Below are 22,869 nucleotides of genomic sequence, written 5' to 3'. Positions count from 1 at the left end.
CTTGTCGCCTCTTGTCGGTCTTTTTAGCAAAGCGACATGGTAGGCCGGGGGCCATGCCCCCGGACCTGACGATCTAGATCAAGATGGGGCCATTGGCGACGGGCCGCCCGAATTCCGGCGTGCCATCAGCGCGATAGCCGAATCGCTGAACCCGCGTATCGCGATTGGGATCGTAGAGCGGATCGCCGGTGATCCGCTCATAATCGCGGGCGTGATAGACCAGCACGTCCCTGCCCGCCCGGTCGACCGTGAAGCTGTTATGGCCCGGGCCATAAATATGCCGCGCGGCATCGGTGCGGAACACCGGTTCGGGCGACTTGGTCCAGGCGGCGGGGTCCATCAGATCGGCATCATCGCGCGCGGTCAGCATGCCCATGCAGTAACGCGCATCGGTCGCGCTCGCCGAATAGGTCATGAAGATGCGGCCGTTGCGGATCAGCGGCGCGGGCCCCTCCGCGACCTTGAACCCTTGGACCTCCCAGGGCAGCGTCGGCACGGTCAGCCGGACGGGACGCGCCGCAGGGGTCGTCGGGGTGGCGAGCGGCGCGAGATAGAGGTTGGAGTTGGTGTCGATCCCCGGTTCCTTCTGCGCCCAGGCCAGATACCGGGTGCCACGATGCACGAAGGTCGTGGAGTCGAGCGTGAACGTGTCCCACGGCGTCTCCAACTGACCCAACAGCGACCATTTGCCCGTTACCGGATCGGCCCCGTCGCATTGCAGCACATAGGTGCGGATATGAAAGACATCGCCGCCATTGCCCGCCGCGACATAAACATACCAGCGGCCATCGATCTGGTGGATTTCGGGTGCCCAGATATGGCCCGCCATCCTGCCCGATGCGGGCCGCCGCCACAGCACCGTTTCCGGCGCGGTGGCCAGACCGCTGATGGTCCTGGCTCGGCGCAGGATCACCCGGTCATATTCGGGGACCGAGGCCATGAAGGTATAGAGCCCGTCCGCCTGAAGCGCGATTTGCGTATCGGCGCGTTGCCGGACCAGCGGGTTCGTCACCCGCTCGGCCAGGCCGTTCTTCGACTTCCGGCTCCATGCGGGCGCCGCGGCCAGCGCCACACCACCCGCCACCAGGGCACGACGGGTCAACTCGATCTTGGTCATGGCGTCTCCTTCTCTACGATGGGCCAACCGCTTTCGTCCCAGCGAAGCCGGGCGATCCGCAGCGTCGAGGCCCCCTTGGCCGCCGCGTCATAGGCATGGTGGATCAGGTAATCGCGGCCGTCCCGGTCATGCAGCACGCCGGCATGGCCCGGCCCGCGAAACCGGTCGCGCCCCTCGGCATCGGCCTGGAGCAACACGGTGCCGCCGCCCTCCCGCATGGCGCGCCCCGATCGGTCGAGATACGGCCCCTCGATCGATCGCGCGCGACCGATCCGCAGATGGTAACTGCTCTTCGTTCCCCGGCAGCAAAAGTCGAAGGAGACGATCAGCCAGTACCAGCCGCCATGATCGATGATGAACGGCGCCTCGATCGCATTCACGCCCTGCCCCGGCATACGCCGCGCGATCATCGCGGGCTTGGCGTCACGCGCGGGCTTTCCCGTCTTCGGATCGAGCCGAACCAACTGAATCCCACTCCAGAAGCTGCCAAAGGCGAGCCACTCGCCCCCCTGCCGATCGCGGGCAAAGGCGGGGTCGATCGCATTATAGTCGTCCCCCTCCTGCGAGGCGATCACCGGTCCCTCGTCACGCCAGCCATGATCGGGGCGCGCCGGATCGAGGGTCGCAGCGGTCGCCAGACCGATCACCGAACGCTGCTTGCCGAAGCCGGAGACCGAGTAATAAAGCCGATAGCGCCCGCCGACCCGCGCGATGTCGGGCGCCCACATATCCTTCGCGCCCGGCACCGCCGCCAGCGCCCAATCGGGAATAGCGGTCAGGGGAGAGGGTAATGGCGTCCAGCGCCGCAGGTCCCGCGACATCCTCGCCGCCAGCGGCCCGCGACCGCGCTGCCCGGTCGAGTAGGAGTAATAGACGCGCCCCTCTCGGATCAGGACGGGGTCGTGCGCGGGCACGATGTCGCCCGACAGTGTCAGGTCGCGCGGTGCGGATCGCAGCGTCTGTCCCGCCAGGACCAGCGCACCGGTCAAGAGCATCAGGCGCATGACACACAGGCTCCTGGATCGGCCCAATTGGCGCATGCGCGGCGGCGTCCTCTCTTATGTCCATGTCATTGAGATCGCACGGCGTCGATCCGGTACCCTACCCGACTATAGTCGGACATATGCCAAGGCAAGCTGCTTTGTCGTTCGGCATCCTCTTGTCGAGCGCGGGATGACACGGCATCAAGCGGCCATGCGGATCGCCATCATCGATACCAGCAGCACGCGCGCCGCGATCATTTCTGATGGCTTGCGCGAGGCGGGGCTGACCGATCTGGTGGTGATCGATCCCGCCGGGGCCCTTGCCGCGCAGGTCGAGCGCGCCGCGCCCGAGGTCGTGCTGATCAACCTCGAAAACCCCAGTCGCGACGTGCTGGAGGATTTCTTCACCATGTCGCGCGCGCTCGACCGGCCGATCGCGATGTTCGTGGACCAGTCCGATGCCGAGGCAACCATGGCGGCGGTCGATGCGGGCGTGTCCGCCTATGTCGTCGATGGCCTCGCCAAGCAGCGGATCAAGCCGATCCTCGATCTGGCGGTGCGCCGTTTCCAGGCCTTTTCCCGGCTTCAGGCCGAGTTGGCCGAAGCGAAGACCGCGCTGGCCGACCGGCAGGTGATCGACCGGGCCAAGGCGATCCTGATGCGCCGCCGGAGCCTTGCCGAACCCGCCGCTTATGCGTTGTTGCGCAGCCATGCCATGACCAGCAATCGCCGCATCGCCGACGTGGCGGAAGCGATCGTGACCAGCGAGCAGCTGATGGGAGATTTGCCATGAGCCTCGACATGTTCCGCATCGGCTTCCTGCCGCTGGTCGATGCCGCCCTTCCCATCCTGGCGCGCGAACGGGGCTTTGCCGAGGCCGAGGGTATCGAGGTCCAGTTGGTCCGCGACGTGACCTGGGCGGCGGTGCGCGACCGTTTGCTCTATGGCCATACCGATGCCGCGCATCTGGTCGCGCCGCTCGCCATTTCGACCGCACTGGGCCGCGATCGGCCGGCGGTGCCGATGGCGGTGCCGTTCGTGCTGGGACTGAACGGCAATGCCATTACCTTTTCGATCGCGCTGGGCGAGGCGGTGGGCCTGGGCGAGGCCCTGGGCGATCCGATCGCGGTCGGGGCCGCACTGGCGCGGGTGGCGGAACAACGGCGTGCGGCAGGCCGGCCGCTGCGGTTCGGCGTGGTGCATCGCCATTCCAGCCATAACTATATGCTCCGCTATTGGCTGGCCGGAGTCGGCATCCGCCCGGACAGCGACGTCGAGATCATCGTCACCAGCCCTCCCTTCGCCGCCGATGCGCTGGCGGCGGGCGAGGTGGACGGCATCTGTGTCGGCGAGCCGTGGAACTCGATCGCGGTCGATCGCGGCGTCGGCCGGATCGCGCTCGCCACCGCGCAAATCTGGCGGCGCGGGGTGGAAAAGGTGCTCGCCCTGCGCGGCGACCGGGCAGAGGAGCGACGCGACGGCGTGCTGCGGCTGATCCGTGCGCTTCATGCGGCGGCGGCGCATTTCGTTGATCCGGCGACCGTGGAGGACAGTGCCACCATCCTCGCGCGGCCGGAATATCTGGACGCACCGGTCGATGCGATCCTGCGCGCGATCACCGATCGCATTCGCCTCGTCCCCGGTGGCGAGCCGATCCACTATCCCGACTTCATGTTCCAGTATCGCGAAGCAGCGAATTTTCCGTGGCGCAGCCAAGCAGGTTGGCTTTACGCGCAAATGGTGCGCTGGGGCCTGCCCTTCTCACCCGAAGACGCCGCGACTGCGCAGGGAGTGTTCCGCCCCGACCTGTACCGCGCCGCGCTGGCGGGCTCGGGCGCGCCGTTGCCCGGCGCCAGTTCCAAACTGGAGGGCGCGTTGGTCGAGCCGATCGGCGCGGGCTCGACGCAAGGCCGGCTCGTCTTGGGAAGCGACCGCTTCTTCGACGGGCGGGCCTTCGATCCAGACGATATTCCAGGGTATCTCGCGCAATTGCCTTGAAATTCCTCCCCTGTAAGGGGAGGTGGCAGGGCGGAGCCCTGACGGAGGGGTGTCCCGCTCTCGATAGGGTGACACCCCTCCGACGCGCTGCGCGCGCCACGTCGCCTTACAGGGGAAGAATGAGTGTTTTTGCTGCGATTGCGAAAGCCTCTTGCGTTGATAAGGCGAATCAGGCAATTTCCGATCCGTCCGACAATGGAGTCGGGCACGAGATAGCAGCGATCGCCGCTCCAACGACGGGGTAGCGCGCTGGCGGAAGCGGGATCATCCCGCGTTTCGCTTGGAGGCAACGAAGCCGCCAGGATGTGACCTACGGGTCCACGTCCTGGCGGCTTTTTCCGTTTGGGCTTGGATCGGGGGTAGCACAATGGCGACAGCATTCTGGGACGGCAGCAAAAAGGAAAAGGCCGCCGATGACGGTGGCTTCTGGTCGAGCGGGCATACGCCGACCCTGATCGCGGCGTTTCTCTATTTCGATCTGGCCTTCATGGTCTGGGTGCTGCTCGGGCCGCTCGCGCCGCAGATCGCGACGAGCTTGGCCCTCACCCCGGCGCAAAAGGGCGTGATGGTTGCGGTGCCGACGCTGGCGGGTGCGATCCTGCGCGTGGTCAACGGTCTGCTGGTCGACCGTATCGGGCCGAAGCGGGCGGGCGCGATCAGCCAGATCATCGTGATCGCGGGGCTGTTCTCGGCCTGGGTGCTGGGCGTGAACAGCTTCGGCGGTACGCTGGCGCTGGGCGTGATCCTCGGCTTTGCGGGCGCCAGCTTCGCCATCGCGCTGCCGCTTGCCAGCCGCTGGTATCCGCCCGAGCATCAGGGCAAGGCGATGGGTCTGGCGGGCATGGGCAATTCGGGCACGGTGCTCGCCGCGCTCTTCGCTCCCGCGCTCGCCAAGCTCTTCGGCTGGAACGCGGTGCTGGGTCTGGCCTGCATCCCGCTGAGCCTTGTCTTCATCGCCTATATGGTGATGGCAAAGGATGCACCGGGTGCACCGCCGCCGCGCCGTTTCGTCGAATATCTCGCGCCCTTGAAGCAGGCCGATGCCTGGTGGCTGATGGGCTTCTATGCCGTCACCTTCGGCGGGTTCGTCGGGCTCGCGGCCAGCCTGCCCATCTATTTCACCGACCGGTTCGGCCTGACCCCGATCCAGGCGGGTTACGCCACCGCCGCCTGCGTCTTCGCCGGCTCGCTGGTGCGGCCGATGGGCGGCGCGCTCGCCGATGCGATCGGCGGCGTGAAGGCGCTGACCGCGGTATTCCTGGTCGCCGCCGCAACCCTGACCGGCGTATCGCTGGTCGACGGCTTCACCGCCTCGCTGGCGCTGTTCGTCCTGTCGATGCTGGCGCTGGGTGTCGGCAACGGCGCGGTGTTCCAGCTGGTGCCGCAGCGTTTCGCGGCCGAGATCGGCGTGATGACCGGCCTGGTCGGCATGGCGGGCGGCATCGGCGGCTTCTACCTCGCCTCCTCGCTGGGCTTCGCCAAGCAGTGGACGGGCAGCTTCTCGCCCGGCTTCCTGATCTTCGCGGCGCTCGGTATCCTGGCAGTCACTGGACTGACGCTGGTGAAGGCCCGTTGGCGGCGCGATTGGGCGACCGCCGGAACGGTGCGGATCTGAACCATGCGCGCCTTTTCCTCCCCTCTCCTGCTGTCGGCCTCCATTCTCGTGGCGGCGCCCGCCGCCGCGCAGACGGTCACGCTGAAGCCGCTGGCCGAAGCGCGGTTGCGGTGGGAGCAGGTCGATCAGGACGGTCTTCCCCAGACATCGGATGCGGTCACCGCCCGCATCCGGACCGGGGTGGTCGCGACCTCCGGCGCATGGTCGGCCCTGGCGGAGGCGCAGGGCAACCTGGCCATCGTCCCCGACTATTTCGATGGCGTTCACCCCAATCCCAACCGCCCGCTGATCGGCGATCCGCAGAGCATCGGCCTGTACCGCGCACAGGTGCAGTACAAGTCGGCGCCCTTGACCCTGACCGTGGGGCGCCAGCGTATCGCACTGGATGACGAACGCTTCGTTGGTCAGGCTGCGATCCGCAACAATGGTCAGACCTTCGACGCGGTGCGTGCCGAACTGGTCCCGGTGAAGGGCGTGAAGGCGGATGTCAGCTATGTCTGGGGCGTCCGCACCGTCTGGGGCATCGATGGCAACGGCATCCGTCCCCGCTCGGTCGGCGGCAACACGGTGCTCGCCAATCTCGGTTGGGCCTCGCCGATCGGCACGCTGACCGGCTTTGCCTATCTGATCGACGAGGACGAGGCCGCGGTGCAGGGCTTTCGCCTGTCCAGCCAGACCTATGGCACGCGCCTGGCCGGCACGCGGCCGATCGGCAAAGCCACGCTCGCCTATCAGGCCAGCTGGGCGCGCCAGTCGGACTATCACCGCAATCCCAATAGCTATTCGGCCGATTACTGGCTGGCCGATGTGGCGCTCGATCTGAACGGCCCGCGCCTGGGCGGCGGTTACGAGGTGCTGGGTGCCGATAAGGGCCAGGCGCTGACCAGCTTCCAGACGCCTTTGTCCTCGATCTTCAAGTTCCAGGGCTGGGCCGACAAGTTCACCACTACCCCGCCCGACGGCATCCGCGATCTCTATGCCAGCACCGGCTGGGGCTGGAAACAGGTCGGCGCGGTCAAGGCGGTCAGCCTCTCCGCCATCTGGCACCGGTTCGAGAGCGACCGGCTGGTCCGCCATTACGGCAACGAGATCGACCTGCTGGCGCAAGGCAAGCTCGGCCGCACCACCGCCTCGCTGCGCTACGCCGATTATCAGGCGGATCGGTTCGGCGCGGATACCCACAAACTCTGGCTCCAACTGGACTGGACCATCTGATGGAACACACCCCCGTCGTCGCGGCGACCGATACCCGCGAGCACCTCATCGTAATCGGCAACGGCATGGCCGGGTGCCGTGCGGTCGAGGAATTGCTGGCCCGTGATCCCAGCCGTTATCGCGTCACCATCTTCGGCGCCGAGCCGCTGGTGAACTATAACCGGATCATGCTGTCGCCGGTGCTGGCGGGAGAAAAGACGTTCGACGAGATCGTGATCAACGGGCTCGACTGGTATGCCGATAACGGCATCACCCTGGTCAGCGGCGATCCCGTCACCGCGATCGACCGCGAGGCGCGGACCGTGACCGCGAAGAGCGGCATGGTGCTGGACTATGACCGGGTGCTGATCGCAACCGGCTCCGATCCGTTCATCATCCCCGTCCCCGGCCACGACCTGCCCGGCGTCATCAGCTTCCGCGACATGAAGGATGTCGAGCACATGCTCGCCGCCGCCGAGCGGGGCGGCAGCGCCGTGGTGATCGGCGGCGGCCTGCTGGGCCTTGAGGCCGCACACGGGCTGAGTCTGCGGGGCATGACGGTCACCGTGCTCCATCTGATGCCGACGCTGATGGAACGGCAGCTGGACGAGGCGGCGGGCTGGCTGCTGAAGCAGGCGCTGGAGGCGCGCGGCCAGACCGTGTTGTGCGGCGCCGATACCGCCGAGATCGTCGGCGACGGCAAGGTCGAGGCAATCCGCCTGAAGGACGGGCGCGAGATTTCCGCCGACCTGGTGGTGATGGCGGTCGGCATCCGCCCCTGCGTCGCGCTGGCCCGCGCCGCCGGGCTGGAGGTCGGGCGCGGGATCAAGGTGGACGACCATATGGTCACCTCCGATCCGCGCATCCTGGCGGTCGGCGAATGCGTCGAGCATGACGGGCAGGTCTACGGCCTGGTCGCGCCGCTCTGGGACATGTGCCGTAGCCTCGCCGATGCGCTGACCGGCACGCCTTCGGGCTATCGCCCCACCGCGACTGCGACCAAGCTGAAGGTCGCCGGACTCGACGTCTTCTCGGCGGGTGATTTCAGCGGCGGCGACGGCGCGGAGGACATCGTGCTGCGCGACGCGAGCCGCGGCATTTACAAGCGCGTCGTGGTCAAGGACGACCGGATCGTCGGCGCGGTTCTGTACGGCGACACCGCCGACGGCAACTGGTATTTCGACCTGCTCAAAAAGGGCGAGAGCGTCGGCGACATTCGCGACGCCTTGATCTTCGGCCAGACCTTCGCCTCGGGAGGGGGGCAAGCGGACCCTAAGGCCGCCGTTGCGGCGCTCTCCGACACGGCGGAGATTTGCGGCTGCAACGGCGTCACCAAGGGCCAGGTCGTGTCGTGCATCGCCAAGGGGGCACATAGCCTCGACGCGGTGCGCGCCACCTGCAAGGCATCGGCAAGCTGCGGCTCGTGCACCGGGCTGGTCGAGACGTTGCTCGCACTCACCCTCGGCGACGAGGTGGAGGCCGGGCCGAAGACCATGTGCAAATGCACCAGCTTCGGTCATGACGATGTCCGTCGCGAGATCGTCGCGCAGGGGATGCGCGCGATCCCCGAAGTGATGCAGAAGCTGCACTGGTCGACGCCGGACGGCTGTTCGTCGTGTCGCCCGGCGCTCAACTATTATCTGCTGTGCGCGCTGCCCGGCGAATATGTCGACGACCAGCAGAGCCGCTTCGTCAACGAACGGATGCACGCCAACATCCAGAAGGACGGCACCTATTCGGTCGTGCCGCGCATGTGGGGCGGGATCACCAGCCCCACGGAATTGCGCGCGATCGCCGATGTGGTCGAGAAGTTCAACGCGCCGATGGTCAAGGTGACCGGCGGCCAGCGGCTCGACATTTTCGGCATCAAGAAGGAGGATCTGCCCGCCGTCTGGGCCGATCTGAACGCGGCGGGCATGGTCTCCGGCCATGCCTATGGCAAGTCGCTGCGCACCGTGAAGACGTGCGTCGGCTCCGAATGGTGCCGCTTCGGCACGCAGGATTCGACCGGGCTGGGCGTCAAGCTGGAGCGGGCGACCTGGGGCTCGTGGATGCCGCACAAGTTCAAGATCGCGGTGTCGGGCTGCCCGCGCAACTGCGCCGAGGCGACGATCAAGGACTTCGGCGTGGTCTGCGTCGACTCGGGCTACGAACTTCATGTCGGCGGCAATGGCGGGATCAAGGTCCGCGCCACCGACCTGCTCTGCAAGGTGGCGACCGAAGCCGAGGCGATGGAGATGTGCGCCGCCTTCATCCAGCTCTACCGCGAGGAAGCCCGCTATCTGGAGCGGACCGCGCCGTGGATCGAGCGTGTGGGCCTCGCCTATATCCAGTCGCGACTGCTGCCCGACGCGGACGAGCGCGCCGAGCTCGCGCGCCGCTTCTTCTATTCGCAGCAATTCATGCAGGACGACCCCTGGGCGGCGCGGGCCGCCGGGGCCGATCGCGAAATGCACGCACCCATGGCGCGCTTCACCCCGCAGGAGGAATTGGCATGATTGGCGAATGGCTGGACATCGGCTGGGTGAGCGAAATCCCGGTGCGCGGCGCCCGCACGGTCCAGGTCGAGGGCGGTCACGACATCGCCGTCTTCCGTACCGGCGAGAACAAGGTCTTCGCGCTGCTCGACCGTTGTCCGCACAAGCATGGCCGGTTGAGCCAGGGCATCGTCCATGGCGGTGCGGTGGCCTGTCCGCTGCACAATTGGCGGATCAGCCTGACCACCGGCGAGGCGCTGGGCGAGGACAAGGGCTGCACGCCGGTGGTACCGGTGAAGATCAGTGGCGGGCGCGTACTGATCTGCCGTGCCAGCACGCTGAAGGCGGCGGGGGGGGAGGGAAAAACCCCCCCCCCCCCCCCCCGGGGGGGGGGGGGGGGGGGGGGGGGCGGGTGTCTCACCGAGACCGCCCCCTCTGCGAGGCCCCTGCCCCTCACCCAACCCTCTCCCCGTGGGGGAGAGGGCTTATGATCCGCACCACCTGCGCCTATTGCGGCGTCGGCTGCGGCATCGCGGCGACCGTCACCGGCGAACGGCAGGTGCGGATCCAAGGCGATCCCGACCATCCTGCCAATCGCGGCAAGCTCTGCTCGAAGGGCACGCATCTGGGCGAAACGGTCGGCCTCGAAGGCCGCCTGCTCCACCCCATGATCGGCAAGCGCCGCGCCTCCTGGGACAAGGCGCTCGACCTCGTCGCGAAACGCTTTCGCGACACCATCGCGCAGCATGGGCCCGACAGCGTCGCCTTCTACGTCTCCGGCCAGTTGCTGACCGAGGATTACTATGTCGCCAACAAGCTGATGAAGGGGTTCATCGGCTCGGCCAATATCGACACCAATTCGCGCCTGTGCATGTCGAGCGCGGTCGCCGGCCATACCCGCGCCTTTGGCGAGGATATCGTACCCGCCACCTATGACGATATTGACGCCGCCGACCTGATCGTGCTGGTCGGCAGCAACACCGCCTGGTGCCACCCGATCGTCTATCAGCGCATCCGGGCGCGTTGCGATGCCGGCGCGAAGCTTGTCGTCATCGATCCGCGCCGTACCGAAACGGCCGAACAGGCGGACCTGCACCTGGCGATCCGACCGGGCAGCGACATCGCGCTGATGAACGGCGCGCTGGCCTGGGCACGCGCCGCGGGCGCGGTGGACGAGGCGTTTCTCGCCGCCTCGGTCGTGGTGCCCGAGGATTTCTGGGCGACACTGGAGAATGGCAGCGACTTGTGGTCGGTCGCCGGGACCTGCGACGTGGCGCCCGCCGACCTTCGCCGCTTCTACGAATGGTTCACCGCCACCCCGCGCACCGTCACGCTGTTCAGCCAGGGAATCAACCAGTCGACCACCGGCACCGATCAGGTGAACGCGATCCTCAACCTGCACCTGGCGACGGGGCGGATCGGCAAGCCTGGCGCGGCCCCCTTCTCGATCACTGGACAGCCCAATGCGATGGGCGGGCGCGAGGTCGGCGGGCTGGCATCGACACTGGCCGCGCATATGGACTTCGCGCCGGAGAATCGCGCGCGGGTGCAACGCTTCTGGGCCTCCCCCGCTATCGCGCCCAAGCCGGGGCTGAAGGCCGTCGACCTGTTCCGCGAACTGGGCCAGGGCCGGATCAAGGCGCTATGGATCATGGCGACCAACCCCGCCGTCTCGATGCCCGACGCCGGATCGGTGCGCGATGCGCTCGCCGCCTGCCCCTTCGTCGTAGTCAGCGACGTGATCGCGCAGACCGACAGCTCCACCCACGCCCATGTCCGCCTGCCCGCCGCCGCATGGGGCGAGAAGGACGGCACCGTCACCAACAGCGACCGCACGGTCAGCCGACAACGCGCGCTGTTCCCCCTGCCGGGCGAAGCGAAACCCGACTGGTGGATCGTCAAGGAAGTCGGCCGCCGCATGGGCTGGAAGACCGCCTTCGCCTATGACCGTGCGGCCGAGATCTGGCGCGAGCATTGCCGCCTGTCCGCTTATGAGAATGACGGCGCGCGCCTGTTCACGCTGTCCGGCCTGTCGAGCGCCGGTAACGCCGAATATGAGGCGATGGAGCCGTTCCGCTGGGGCGGCACGCCCTTCGCCGATGGCCGCTTCCCGACGCCGGACGGCCGCGCGCGGTTGGTGCCCGTGGCGCAGAAGCCGGTTTCCGCCCCGCTTCGCGATTGGCCGATGACGCTGAACACCGGGCGTTACCGCGACCAATGGCACACGATGACCCGCACTGGCCTGGCCCCCAAGCTGGCGCGCCATCGCGAGGAGCCGCTGGTCGAAGTCCACCCCGACGACGCCGCGCGGCTGAACCTGATCGATGGAGCCCTCGCCCGCGTCGGTACGCCGCAGGGGGACAGCCTCTTTCGCGTTTCGGTCAGCGCCGGACAGCGCCTGGGCGAATTGTTCGTCCCCATCCACTGGACCGATCAGACCGCGCGCGGCGGCCGCGCCGGCCTGCTCCCTCGACCGCTGACCGACCCCTATTCGGGTCAGCCCGGCTTCAAACGCACCCCCGCGAGCATCGCGCCCGTGGCAACCCGCTGGCGCGGTTTTGCGATCGTAGCCGGTGAGGCGACCGATCTGCCCGACTGCCTATGGGCGACGCGCATCGCGGTGCCCGGCGGCTGGCTGTGGGAAATGGCGGGCGATGGCGATCCGGTCGCGTTGGAGACGCTCCTTCCCAAAGGCCAGCGGATCGAGGCGACCGACCCTGCTCGCGGCTCGCGGCGCGTCGCGGTGATCGCGCAGGATCGCCTCGCCGCCGTCCTGTTCGTCACCGAGCGCGGCGAACTGCCAAGCCGCGACTGGTTGATCGCGCAACTCAGCGCGGCGGAAGTCGCACCGACGGTGCTTGCCGGTCGCGGGCCGGGCCAGCAGGTCGAGCGCGGGGCGATCGTCTGCAGCTGTTTCGACATTGGCGTCCGCACCATCGTCGCCGCGATCCGGGACCAGCATCTGGCCGACGTAGCCGCGATTGGCGCGGCGCTGGGTGCCGGGACCAATTGCGGCTCCTGCCGCCCCGCCCTCGCCCGGCTGCTCGCCGAAACCCTGGAGCCTGCTCATGCGCATGGATGATTTCTCGCCCGGTTCGGTCTGGCTGGTCGGCGCGGGCCCCGGCGACCCCGATCTGCTGACCCGCAAGGCCGAGCGGCTAATCCGCGCCGCCGACATCGTCTTCTACGATGCGCTGGTCGGACCGGACGTGCTGGCGCTGATTCCCGAAGGCACCGAGCGATCGAGCGTGGGCAAGCGATCGGGCCGTCATTCCAAGGATCAGGGCACGATCGACAGCCTGATCGTCGCAGCGGCCCTGTCCGGCCGGCGCGTCGTCCGGCTGAAGGGCGGCGACCCGTCGATCTTCGGTCGCTCCACGGAGGAAATCGACGCCTGCCGCGCCGCCGGGATCGTGGTGCACATCTGCCCCGGCATCACCGCCGCAAGCGCTGCCGCCGCATCGGGCATGATCTCCTTGACCCTGCGCGGCCTGTCCCGGCGACTGACGCTGGTGACGGCCCATTGGCGCGAGGGGGAGACGCTCGACCTCGACTGGTCGGCGCTGGCGGCGCCGGATGCGACTCTGGCCGTCTATATGGGCCGTGCCGCCGCCCCGACCATCGCGCGCGAACTCATGATCGCGGGCATGCCGCCCGAAACCCCGGTGATGGTCGCGGTCAACGTGTCGCTGCCCACCGAGCGGCTCATCACCGGCCGCCTCGATGCGCTGGGCTTCCTGACCCGCACCATCGGCGAGAAGGACCCTGCGCTGCTGTTGATCGGCGAAGCGGTTGGTGCACGCCGGGGCCCGGCGTCATGCTGTATCGGTGATGTCGAGGAACTGGGTGCCCGGTCCTGACCGGAAATGGCCCCCCTGGCCGACCGCCTAGAGGCTGTCATGGGCAGGAGAAGCTGGCTGATTCACCCGTGATGGGATGAGCATTTGCCGCAAGCCCTATCCCTCAGACGTGAGCGACGAGGAATGGTCGCTGCTCGCGCCGTACCTGCTGCTGCAACGCAAGGACGCCGGGCAGCGGGAGCAGGATCGGCCCGAGATGTTAAACGGCCTTCGCACATCGTGAGACACGCGCAGCGCGGCGGCGGATGCAATCGATGACTGTGATCGGGTTTAGTCGCTTTGTACGACGAGGCCAGCTTCTTAATCGGCACCCGAGACAGACTAACTCCAAAGGGGGCCTTATGCTGATTACACCAGTTTCACTGATTGCGATGGTGGCCGTGCTTGCCAGCCCGACGCAGCAAACTGATCGACCCCAACCCAAGGCGCCGACCGCCGCAAAGACCGTGACGCAGGACCCGCCCGCGCCGGTCGTCGCCAAGCCCGGCGGCATGACCAACCGCGACTGGTGGCCCAGCCGCCTCGACCTGACTGCGCTGCGTCAGCACGAGGATACGCGCGCCAACCCTTATGGCGCCGATTATGACTATGTGAAGGAATTCAACACCCTGGACATGGCGGCGGTCAAGGCCGACATCCGCAAGGTGCTTCACACGTCGCAGCCCTGGTGGCCGTCCGACTATGGCAATTACGGCCCCTTCTTCATCCGCATGGCGTGGCATAGCGCGGGCACGTATCGCGCCGGTGACGGTCGCGGTGGTTCGGACGGCGGCGAGCAGCGTTTCGACCCGCTGAACAGCTGGCCGGACAATGTCAGCCTGGACAAGGCCCGCCGCCTGGTGTGGCCGATCAAGCAGAAATATGGCCGCAAGCTCAGCTGGGGCGACCTGATGGTGCTCAGCGGCAATGTCGCGCTGGAGGATATGGGCTTCAAGACGGTCGGCTTTGCCGGTGGTCGCGTCGACGCCTGGCAGCCCGACGTCGTCTTCTGGGGTCCCGAGACGAAGATGATGGGCACCGAGCGGTCCAATCCCGACGGCACGTTGAAGCGTCCGCTCGCGGCGACCACCATGGGTCTCATCTACGTCAACCCCGAGGGGCCGAACGGCAATCACGACCCGATCGGCGCAGCCGCCGACATTCGCCATGCTTTTGGCAACATGGCAATGAACGACGAAGAGACGCTGGCGTTGATCGCGGGTGGCCATACCTTCGGCAAGGCCCATGGCGCGCACGCTCAAAAGGCGTGCCTGGGCGTCGAACCCACCGCCGGTGCGATCGAGCAGCAGGGCATGGGCTGGGCCAACAAGTGCGGCAAGGGCAATGCCGAGGACACGATCACTTCGGGTCTCGAAGGTGCCTGGTCGGCCACGCCCACCCAGTTCACCACCCAATATATCGACAATCTGCTGAACTTCGACTGGGTCAAGACCAAGAGCCCGGCGGGTGCCACCCAGTGGGTGCCGACCGATCCGGCGGCGGCGCAGCTCGTCCCCGACGCGCATCTGCCGAATGTGCGTCATGCGCCGATCATGTTCACCACCGACATGGCGCTGAAGGACGATCCTGCCTTCCGCAAGATCCTGGAAAGCTGGCAGAAGAATCCCGAACTGTTCAGCAAGGCCTTTGCCCGTGCGTGGTTCAAGCTGACCCACCGCGACCTCGGCCCGCGTGCCCGCTATCTGGGCAGCGAAATTCCGGGCGAGACCTATAACTGGCAGGACCCGCTCCCGGCCGCCAGCTTCGCACCCATCGGTGCAGAGGATCAGGCCAAGCTGAAGGCGATGATCCTGGCCTCGGGCCTGTCGGGTCCGGCGCTGGTCCGCACCGCCTGGGCCTCGGCCTCGACCTTCCGCAGCACCGACATGCGCGGCGGGGCGAACGGCGCGCGGCTGCGGCTCGACCCGCAACAGGGCTGGGCGGTCAACGACCCCGCCGAGCTGAAGACGGTGCTCGCCAAGCTGGCCGCGATCCAGAAGGACTTCGCTCGCGGCGGTCGCCAGGTGTCGATGGCCGACCTGATCGTGCTGGGGGGCAACGCGGCGGTCGAGCGGGCGGCGCAGGCGGGCGGTGTGCCGATCAGCCTTCCCTTCACCCCCGGCCGCGTCGACGCCACCCAGGCACAGACCGACGTCACCTCCTTTGCCCATCTGGAACCGGTCGCCGACGGCTTCCGCAACTATTATGGGCCCAAGGCGGAGGTCAGCGCGCCAGAGGCGCTGGTCGACAAGGCCGACGCGCTCGATCTGACCGTGCCGGAAATGACCGTGCTGGTCGGTGGCCTGCGCGCGCTCGACGCCAATAGCGGCGGATCGAAGAACGGCGTGCTGACGGCCCGTCCGGGAACGCTCAGCAACGACTTCTTCGTCAACCTGCTGACCATGGACACGGTCTGGACGAAGTCGGCGACGCCAGGGCTGTACGAGGGCAAGGACCGCGCGACGGGGGCGGCCCGCTGGACCGCGACGCCGGTGGACCTGATCTTCGGCTCCAATTCCGAATTGCGCGCAGTGGCGGAAGTCTACGCTGCCGACGACGCCAAGGAGAAGTTCGTCAACGACTTCGCCGCGGTGTGGACCAAGGTGATGAACGCGGATCGCTTCTGATCAAAGACGGGGGCCGGCAGATGTGTCTTGCCGGCCCCACATTTCTGTAACCCGGCGCTGCGAAAAGCCTATGTCCGGCTGCTGATCGACAATGTCCGCGTGGACAAACATGCCATCCACATCCAGGGCAGCAAAGCGGCGTTGGAAAGCGCGGTGATGCGGGACGGCGTTACCGCCATTTCCATGGTGCCCGGTTTTGACCGGAAGTGGTGCCCCTGGCCGGACTCGAACCAGCATGCCTTGCGGCGTTCGATTTTGAGTCGAATGCGTCTACCAATTTCGCCACAGGGGCAGCGAAGACGCGCTGCTAGACGAGGGCGATGATCCGTGCAAGCGCCGATTGTCACCCGTCACGGACAATCATGCGTGGCGATGCAGACGAAATAGACCAATGTCGTCAACAAGGCCAAAGCCATCGCGACGAGATAGAGCGGCAGGATCAGCCATTTGGTCGATGACCTCAGCGGCAACATCGATAAGCCGATGCCCCCCGGCGTGGCCGACAACAGGGCCAGCCCATAAACGAATACGGGACCGCGCAGCCCGGACGAAGTCGGATCGGACCAAAGGATCGCCAGCCAGGTCAGCGGCGGACCGGCAAGCATCAACAAGATGCCGCCAAGCCACAAGATGGCATGCCGTGGCCTGACCGGGCCCCTCATGAATCCGCCCGGCCATGACGGGCTATGAGATCATGCCAGTGATCGTTCATCCAGTCCTCATAGCCAAGGAGCTGACCTTCGCGACGCTCATGGTCTGGCGTCCATTCGGGGCTTCCCTTGAGCGCGATCATGGCGTCGATTCGCCATTCTTGGCCTAGTAGAACCAGTAGCATTCGGTGAACGGCATGATTTTGATAGGCTGAGGCTTCGGTGACCATGTCACGCCGGATGATCCTACCAGCCGCGACACGACGGTCGAAAAGCCTAAGGTATCGGATGACGCCTGCCGGAAAACAATCCCGCCCATCGACGAACATCGCAGGCGGCTTCACGCCTTTTAGCATCAAGCCGGATTCCCGGTCGGTGTGCTCGAGATACGGTAACGACCACAAGATTTGGGACGGCATCGGGAATTGCCCCCTGTCCTATCAATTCACCGGCGGTCGCTGGCGATAGCTCAACGCCTCCGCGACATGGATACGCCCGACCTGATCCGCGCCGGCCAGATCGGCGATGGTGCGGGCGACGCGCAGGACACGGGTATAGCCGCGCGCCGTGAGGCGCATCCGCTCCGCCGCTTCGGCCAGCAAATTGCGGCCCGCCTCGTCGGGCGTCGCCCAGCGTTCCAGCAGCGCGCCGTCCGCCTCGGCGTTCGTGCGAACCGTCACGGGGGCGTCGGCATAGCGTTTGGTCTGCCGCGCCCGTGCCGCCGCCACGCGCCTGGCGACCACCGCCGACGATTCGGCGGCAGCGGGCGAGAAGAGATCGACGGCGCGGACCGGCTGGACCTCGACGGCCAAATCGATCCGATCGAGCAAGGGCTCCGAAATCTTCGCCTGATAATCCGCGGCACAGCGCGGGGCGCGGGCGCAGGCAAGTGCCGCATCGCCCAGATGCCCGCAGCGGCACGGGTTCATCGCCGCGACCAGTTGCACCCGCGCCGGGAAGGTCACATGGGCATTGGCACGCGCGATGCTGACCGTTCCGGTTTCGAGCGGCTGGCGCAGCGAATCGAGCACCGCGCGTTGAAATTCGGGTAGCTCGTCGAGGAACAATACCCCCAGATGCGCGAGGCTGACTTCACCGGGCCGGGCCTTGAGCCCGCCGCCGGTTAGTGCCGCCATGGATGCGGAATGATGCGGGGCCCGGAACGGTCGCGTGCGGGTCAGCCGCCCCTCGGCCAGCGTTCCCGCCACCGACTGGACCATCGACACTTCCAGCGCCTCGGCGGCGTCGAGCGGCGGAAGAATACCCGGCAGACACGCCGCCATCAGCGACTTTCCCGATCCGGGCGGTCCGCTCATCAGCAGATTATGGCCGCCCGCCGCCGCGATCTCCAGCGCACGGCGAGCATTCTCCTGCCCTTTTACCTGGGACAGATCGGGACCCGACACAGCGTCGTCCACCAAACCACCCTCGGGCAACGGCAGGACGATATGACCCTTTAGATGGTTGATCAGCGACAACAGATCGGGCGCGGCGATCACCGATCCGCCCCCGGCCCAACTGGCCTCGCCCCCCTGCGCGGCGGGGCAGATCAGCCGCTTGTCGACCGAACCCGCATGAATGGCTGCCAACAGCACGCCCGGCGATGGCCCTATCCGCCCGTCGAGCGCGAGTTCGCCCACCACGACATGATCGGCGAGCAGTTCGGCGTCGATCACCCCCATCGCCGCGAGCAGCGCGAGCGCAATCGGCAGGTCGAAATGCGATCCTTCCTTGGGCAGGTCGGCGGGCGATAGATTCACCGCGATCCGCTTGGGCGGCAGGGCAAGGCCCATGGCGGCGATGGCGGCGCGGACCCGCTCGCGACTTTCCCCGACCGCCTTGTCGGCGAGTCCCACGAGATTGAAGGCGGGCAGGCCCGCGATCAGCTGGACCTGCACCTCGACGGCGCGCGCCTCCAGACCCAGATAGGCCACCGTGGACACGATGGTCGCCATGTGCTTTCCCCCTTGCACGGGCACTCCCCCGCCCGCACGGCATCCCTGCAAAGGATGGGCGCGGGCCGCAAGGGGAAGATGACGTAGGACGGACGCGTTCACCCGATTGACTTGGAAGCCCGGTTTGCGTAAGCGGCTTGCCACCAAGGCCGTCCTCGTGGCGGCCGTTTTTATTCAGACGTATCCAAGGAATGAACGATGAAGCGGACCTTTCAGCCGAGCAATCTGGTGCGCGCTCGCCGTCACGGCTTCCGTACGCGGATGGCGACCCCCGGCGGCCGTGCGGTGATCCGGGCGCGTCGTGCGCGCGGCCGCAAGAAGCTGTCGGCGTAATCACGACGCTGACCCGCCGCCGCGATTTCCTCGCGGCCAATGGCGGGCGACGCGTGGCGATGCCCGGCTTCGTGCTGCAGGTACGCCCGCGTGATGACGGTGACGCCGCGATTCGCGTCGGCTTCACCGTCACCAAGAAGATCGGCAATGCCGTCGTTCGCAACCGGATGAAACGCCGGTTGCGGTCGCTCGCGCGCGATCTTTTGCCGATCAAGGGCATATCCGGCGCGGATCATGTCCTGATCGGTCGGCAAGGCGGGATCGAGCGCGATTATGCCGCGCTCACCGCCGAGCTGGCCAAGGCGCTGACCCGCGCCGCCTCCCCCGAGACCGCCAGCGATCAGAGGCCGCGCGAACCGCGCGTCCACCATGGTCGCGGCAAGGGGCGCGGCCCCCGTGGCGGCGCGCATCGCCAGCCCGCGACCCCGGCCGCGACATCGTCTCAAGAGCCCGCGTGACCCTGTTCGCGCGGGCCTTGATTCTCATCGCGCGGGGCTGGCAGCTCGGCCCCTCGCTCATTTTACCGCCCACTTGCCGCTATCAACCATCCTGTTCGGCCTATGCAATACAGGCCATTGGCCGCTATGGCGCGGTCAAAGGGGGCTGGTTGGCGCTCAAGCGCATTGCGCGGTGCCATCCCTGGGGCGGGCACGGACCCGACCCGGTCCCCTGACACTACTGGGGTTTCCACGTGAACCAAGACCGCAAGAATTTCGTCGTGTTCGCGGTGATCGCGGCGCTGATCCTGTTCGGATGGCCGCTCATCCAGAACAAGTTCTTCCCGAACAATCCGCCCGCGACCAAGATCGTCGATGGCAAGCAGGTGCCGGTGGCCAACTCGACGGCCAATCCAACCGCCACGACGCCGAGCGCGATTCGCGACCGCCGCGTCGTGCTGGCCGAAACCCCGCGCGTGGCGATCGAAACGCCGCGCCTGAAGGGCTCGATCAACCTGAAGGGCGCGCGGATCGATGACCTCGTCCTGCTCGACTATAAGCAGACGGTCGACAAGAATTCGCCGCCGATCCGGCTGCTGTCGCCGGCGGGTGCGGAAGGCGCCTATTTCGCGGGCTTCGGCTGGCGCACCGACGGGCTGAACCCGCCCGCCGCCGATGCGGTGTGGACCGCCAGCGCGCCCGTGCTGCGCCCCGGCCAGCCGGTCACGCTGACCGCCGCCAATGCGACGGGCCAGCGCTTCCAGATTACCCTGTCGGTCGACAAGGATTACATGTTCACCGTCCAGCAGACGGTGGCCAATACGGGCAATGCGGCGGTGCCGGTCGCGGCCTATGGCTATGTCAATCGCGGCATCTCGGCCGATCCGGACACCTGGACGATTCATGTCGGCCCGATGTCGGTCAATGACGGCACCGCGCATTACGGCCCCAACTGGAAGGACCTGGACAAGGCCCCCACCCGCTTCACCACCACCGGCGGCTGGCTGGGCTTTACCGACAAATATTGGCTGGCGACGCTGATCCCCGACCAGTCCAAGGCATTCGACGGCCAGTTCCGCGCGGGCGCGGGCCAGACCTATCAGGCTGACTACACGCTTCAGCCGCAGACGCTGGCGCCGGGCAAGCAGATCACCCAGACTACCCGCTTCTTCGCGGGTGCCAAGAAAGTCGCGCTGCTCGACCGCTATACCGACAAGGAAGGCGCGACGAAGCTCGATTACGCGCTCGACTGGGGCTATCTGCGCGTCCTCGAAAAGCCGATCTTCTATTATCTCGACTGGCTGTTCCGTCTGGTCGGCAACTTCGGCGTCGCAATCATCCTGCTGACCGTCACCATCCGCGCACTGATGTTCCCGATCGCGCAGCGCCAGTTCGCCTCGATGGCGGCGATGCGCGCGGTGCAGCCCAAGATGAAGGCGCTGCAGGAACGCTACAAGGACGACAAGGTCCGCATGCAGCAGGAGGTCATGGCCCTCTACAAGCAGGAGAAGGTCAATCCGCTGGCGGGCTGTCTGCCGACCCTGATCCAGATTCCGATCTTCTACGCGCTCTACAAGGTGCTGATGCTGACGATCGAGATGCGACACCAGGGCTTCGTCCTGTGGATCAAGGATCTGTCCGCGCCCGATCCGCTGACCCCGGTCAATCTGTTCGGCCTGCTGCCCTTCGTGCCGCCGCACTTCATCGCGATCGGCGTGGTGCCGATCCTGCTGGGCATCTCGATGTACTTCCAGTTCAAGATGAACCCGCAGCCGATGGACGATGCGCAGAAGCAGGTCTTCGCGATCCTGCCCTGGGTGCTGATGTTCGTGATGGCGCCGTTCGCGGTCGGTCTTCAGGTCTACTGGATCACGACCAACTGCATCTCGATCCTGCAGCAGCGCCTGCTCTACGCCCGTCATCCGGGCCTGAAGCAGCCCGCCGTCAAGTGAGCGAGCTTCCCACCCCCCTCCCCTCCGAAGAACCGACCGGTTTTTCCGAGGAACTGGTCGAGTCGGCGCGCAAGCTGTTCGCCGGCCCCGTCTCATTCCTGAAGTCCGCGCCCGCGCTGAAATTCCTGCCCGATCCGATCGTGCCGGAAGTCGCGGTGGCGGGCCGGTCGAACGTCGGCAAGTCGTCGCTGCTCAACGCGATGACCAACCGCAACGGCCTGGCCCGGACCTCGAACACGCCGGGCCGGACGCAGGAGCTGAACTTCTTCGACGTCGGCACGCCGCCGACGCTGCGGCTGGTCGACATGCCGGGCTATGGCTTTGCCAAGGCGCCCAAGGACATGGTGAAGCAGTGGCGTTTCCTGGTGAACGATTTCCTGCGCGGGCGGCAGGCCTTGAAGCGCGCGCTGGTGCTGATCGACTCGCGCCATGGCATCAAGGAAGTGGATCGTGAGATCCTGGAGATGCTCGACCGGGCCGCGGTCAGCTATCGCATCGTCCTGACCAAGGCGGACAAGGTGAAGGCGACCGAACTCGCCGCCGTGGTCGAGCGTACCCAGGCCGAGGCACGCAAACGCGCCGCCGCGCACCCCGACATCCTCGCCACTTCCAGCGAGGGCGGCATGGGCATCCCCGAACTCCGCGCGGCGGTGCTGGAAGCGATCGGCTGATCCTCCGCCCTTTCGCGACATCGACAAAGGCTCGTTCGGTTCCCCGAACGGGCCTTTTTTGTGCGGTTGCTAGGCCCGGCCGGGGTTGTTACGCCTTGGGCCATGAAGCTGATCATCGGTAACAAGGCCTATTCCTCCTGGTCCCTGCGCGGCTGGCTCGCCTGTCGGCATTCCGGCCTGCCCTTCGAGGAGGTCGTCGTGCCGCTCTATGACGAGGATTGGGACAAGCGCCGCGAGGGAGCCGAATTCGCCCCCTCATCGGGCAAGGTACCGATCCTGTGGGACGGCGATGCAGTGGTGTGGGACAGCCTCGCCATCATCGATTATCTCGCGGACAAGGTCGGGCGCGATCGTTTCTGGCCCGCCGATGACGCCGCCCGTGCCATGGCGCGTTCGATGGCGGCGGAAATGCATTCCAGCTTCGTCGCGCTTCGCCGCAAGCACAGCATGAACATCCGTCAGGTCTATCCGGCCCAGACGCCGGACGAGGATGTGGTCGTCGACCTGAAGCGTATCATGGAATTATGGGCGCAGGCGCGGGCGCGCTTCGGTGGCGAGGGGGACTTCCTGTTCGGCGCATTCGGCGCGGTCGACATCATGTTCGCGCCGGTCATCACCCGGATCGTGACCTATCAGCTTCCGGTCGCGCGCTTTGCCCTACCCTATATGGACGCGGTGCTTCGTCACCCGTTCATGCAGGACTGGATCGCCGCCGCACAGGAAGAGGAATGGGTGATTGAGCGGTTCGAGCAGCCGGTGCGCTGATTTCGGCAGCCTGCGCGGTTTCGGCCGGATGGCGGGCGGGGTGATTTGCGCATGCACATGCCCCCGCCCCGTCCCGTTTCACTGCGCCGTCGGCCTCACCTCGTTCAGCGGCGCACGCTGCTCCGTCGCCGGTTCGGCGACGCGCGAGGCAAAGACATAGAGCAGGATCGCCGCGATCCCCACCGCGATGACCAGCCACATCGCCAGCCGTCCGCCCGCCTTATGCCCCTTATGATCCGGGTCGTTCATCGCGTTC

The 22,869-nt window shown here is 66.8% G+C and carries 20 protein-coding genes, 1 tRNA gene and 2 pseudogenes; 16 read left to right on the top strand and 7 right to left on the bottom strand.

Annotated elements, in window-relative coordinates; translation table 11 throughout:
- Nucleotides 1–73 precede the first annotated feature (73 nt).
- Nucleotides 74–1,117 carry a glycoside hydrolase family 43 protein gene (locus tag ACWPWT_RS13060; protein WP_454280027.1) on the bottom strand — a complete coding sequence of 348 codons (1,044 nt, stop codon included), beginning with the start codon at nt 1,115–1,117 and terminating at the stop codon, nt 74–76.
- The gene (locus ACWPWT_RS13055) at nt 1,114–2,121 is read right to left on the bottom strand and encodes an arabinan endo-1,5-alpha-L-arabinosidase (protein WP_454280026.1); all 1,008 of its coding nucleotides are present in this window, start codon (nt 2,119–2,121) and stop codon (nt 1,114–1,116) included. The genes ACWPWT_RS13060 and ACWPWT_RS13055 overlap by 4 nt, the downstream gene beginning before the upstream one ends.
- Before the next feature lie 190 nt (nt 2,122–2,311).
- Between ACWPWT_RS13055 and ACWPWT_RS13050 the strand changes: the two genes are divergently transcribed.
- The 10 genes and pseudogenes from ACWPWT_RS13050 (at nt 2,312) to katG (ending at nt 15,850) form a co-directional block, all read left to right on the top strand.
- On the top strand, nt 2,312–2,893 hold the full coding sequence (locus ACWPWT_RS13050; protein ID WP_454280025.1) for an ANTAR domain-containing response regulator: 582 nt from the start codon (nt 2,312–2,314) through the stop codon (nt 2,891–2,893).
- Nucleotides 2,890–4,098 carry a CmpA/NrtA family ABC transporter substrate-binding protein gene (locus ACWPWT_RS13045; protein WP_454280024.1) on the top strand — a complete coding sequence of 403 codons (1,209 nt, stop codon included), beginning with the start codon at nt 2,890–2,892 and terminating at the stop codon, nt 4,096–4,098. The genes ACWPWT_RS13050 and ACWPWT_RS13045 overlap by 4 nt, the downstream gene beginning before the upstream one ends.
- Before the next feature lie 367 nt (nt 4,099–4,465).
- Nucleotides 4,466–5,713 carry a nitrate/nitrite transporter gene (locus ACWPWT_RS13040; protein ID WP_454280023.1) on the top strand — a complete coding sequence of 416 codons (1,248 nt, stop codon included), beginning with the start codon at nt 4,466–4,468 and terminating at the stop codon, nt 5,711–5,713.
- A 3-nt stretch (nt 5,714–5,716) separates the two neighbouring features.
- Nucleotides 5,717–6,928 (top strand): alginate export family protein, encoded by a 1,212-nt coding sequence (locus tag ACWPWT_RS13035; RefSeq protein WP_454280022.1) that lies wholly within the window; start codon nt 5,717–5,719, stop codon nt 6,926–6,928.
- Complete coding sequence (nirB, locus tag ACWPWT_RS13030) at nt 6,928–9,405, top strand: nitrite reductase large subunit NirB (protein WP_454280021.1); 2,478 nt, start codon at nt 6,928–6,930, stop codon at nt 9,403–9,405. The genes ACWPWT_RS13035 and nirB overlap by 1 nt, the downstream gene beginning before the upstream one ends.
- A pseudogene (gene nirD, locus ACWPWT_RS13025) lies at nt 9,402–9,734 on the top strand (nitrite reductase small subunit NirD); the annotation flags it as partial. The gene nirB and the pseudogene nirD, both read left to right, overlap by 4 nt.
- A 137-nt stretch (nt 9,735–9,871) precedes the next feature.
- Nucleotides 9,872–12,466: a molybdopterin-dependent oxidoreductase gene (locus ACWPWT_RS13020; protein WP_454280020.1), complete on the top strand. Its 2,595-nt coding sequence runs from the start codon at nt 9,872–9,874 to the stop codon at nt 12,464–12,466.
- Nucleotides 12,459–13,244 (top strand): uroporphyrinogen-III C-methyltransferase, encoded by a 786-nt coding sequence (gene cobA / locus ACWPWT_RS13015; protein ID WP_454280969.1) that lies wholly within the window; start codon nt 12,459–12,461, stop codon nt 13,242–13,244. The genes ACWPWT_RS13020 and cobA overlap by 8 nt, the downstream gene beginning before the upstream one ends.
- A 76-nt stretch (nt 13,245–13,320) precedes the next feature.
- A pseudogene (locus ACWPWT_RS13010) lies at nt 13,321–13,458 on the top strand (transposase); the annotation flags it as partial.
- 127 nt (nt 13,459–13,585) lie between these two features.
- Nucleotides 13,586–15,850: a catalase/peroxidase HPI gene (gene katG / locus ACWPWT_RS13005; RefSeq protein WP_454280019.1), complete on the top strand. Its 2,265-nt coding sequence runs from the start codon at nt 13,586–13,588 to the stop codon at nt 15,848–15,850.
- 207 nt (nt 15,851–16,057) lie between these two features.
- Here katG and ACWPWT_RS13000 read toward each other — a convergent pair.
- The 4 genes from ACWPWT_RS13000 to ACWPWT_RS12985 form a co-directional block, all read right to left on the bottom strand.
- Nucleotides 16,058–16,142, bottom strand: a tRNA-Leu gene (locus ACWPWT_RS13000).
- Between the two features lie 58 nt (nt 16,143–16,200).
- Nucleotides 16,201–16,461, bottom strand: coding sequence for a hypothetical protein (locus tag ACWPWT_RS12995; RefSeq protein WP_454280018.1), 261 nt, complete (start codon nt 16,459–16,461; stop codon nt 16,201–16,203).
- A 47-nt stretch (nt 16,462–16,508) separates the two neighbouring features.
- A complete protein-coding gene (locus ACWPWT_RS12990) occupies nt 16,509–16,919 on the bottom strand; it encodes a hypothetical protein (protein WP_454280017.1) in 411 nt (136 codons plus the stop codon).
- Between the two features lie 21 nt (nt 16,920–16,940).
- The gene (locus ACWPWT_RS12985) at nt 16,941–18,455 is read right to left on the bottom strand and encodes a YifB family Mg chelatase-like AAA ATPase (protein ID WP_454280016.1); all 1,515 of its coding nucleotides are present in this window, start codon (nt 18,453–18,455) and stop codon (nt 16,941–16,943) included.
- A gap of 198 nt (nt 18,456–18,653) precedes the next feature.
- Between ACWPWT_RS12985 and rpmH the strand changes: the two genes are divergently transcribed.
- The 6 genes from rpmH to ACWPWT_RS12955 all read left to right on the top strand — a co-directional run bounded on the left by rpmH (nt 18,654) and on the right by ACWPWT_RS12955 (nt 22,613).
- The gene (gene rpmH / locus ACWPWT_RS12980) at nt 18,654–18,788 is read left to right on the top strand and encodes a 50S ribosomal protein L34 (protein ID WP_261270201.1); all 135 of its coding nucleotides are present in this window, start codon (nt 18,654–18,656) and stop codon (nt 18,786–18,788) included.
- A 59-nt stretch (nt 18,789–18,847) separates the two neighbouring features.
- The gene (rnpA, locus tag ACWPWT_RS12975) at nt 18,848–19,246 is read left to right on the top strand and encodes a ribonuclease P protein component (protein ID WP_454280968.1); all 399 of its coding nucleotides are present in this window, start codon (nt 18,848–18,850) and stop codon (nt 19,244–19,246) included.
- 2 nt (nt 19,247–19,248) lie between these two features.
- Nucleotides 19,249–19,461: a membrane protein insertion efficiency factor YidD gene (gene yidD / locus ACWPWT_RS12970; RefSeq protein WP_042490341.1), complete on the top strand. Its 213-nt coding sequence runs from the start codon at nt 19,249–19,251 to the stop codon at nt 19,459–19,461.
- 18 nt (nt 19,462–19,479) lie between these two features.
- The gene (gene yidC, locus ACWPWT_RS12965) at nt 19,480–21,177 is read left to right on the top strand and encodes a membrane protein insertase YidC (protein WP_454280015.1); all 1,698 of its coding nucleotides are present in this window, start codon (nt 19,480–19,482) and stop codon (nt 21,175–21,177) included.
- Nucleotides 21,174–21,848: a ribosome biogenesis GTP-binding protein YihA/YsxC gene (yihA, locus tag ACWPWT_RS12960; protein WP_261270144.1), complete on the top strand. Its 675-nt coding sequence runs from the start codon at nt 21,174–21,176 to the stop codon at nt 21,846–21,848. The genes yidC and yihA overlap by 4 nt, the downstream gene beginning before the upstream one ends.
- Nucleotides 21,849–21,950: 102 nt before the next feature.
- On the top strand, nt 21,951–22,613 hold the full coding sequence (locus tag ACWPWT_RS12955; RefSeq protein WP_454280014.1) for a glutathione S-transferase family protein: 663 nt from the start codon (nt 21,951–21,953) through the stop codon (nt 22,611–22,613).
- Nucleotides 22,614–22,691: 78 nt separating this feature from the next.
- Here the strand turns inward: ACWPWT_RS12955 and ACWPWT_RS12950 are convergent, their stop codons facing one another.
- The gene (locus ACWPWT_RS12950) at nt 22,692–22,862 is read right to left on the bottom strand and encodes a hypothetical protein (RefSeq protein ID WP_261270146.1); all 171 of its coding nucleotides are present in this window, start codon (nt 22,860–22,862) and stop codon (nt 22,692–22,694) included.
- Between the last annotated feature and the right edge of the window lie 7 nt (nt 22,863–22,869).

The organism is Sphingomonas sp. Marseille-Q8236, assembly GCF_965112005.1.
Note: the sequence above shows the minus strand (reverse complement) of the source record. Positions and strands in the feature narration are given on the sequence as shown.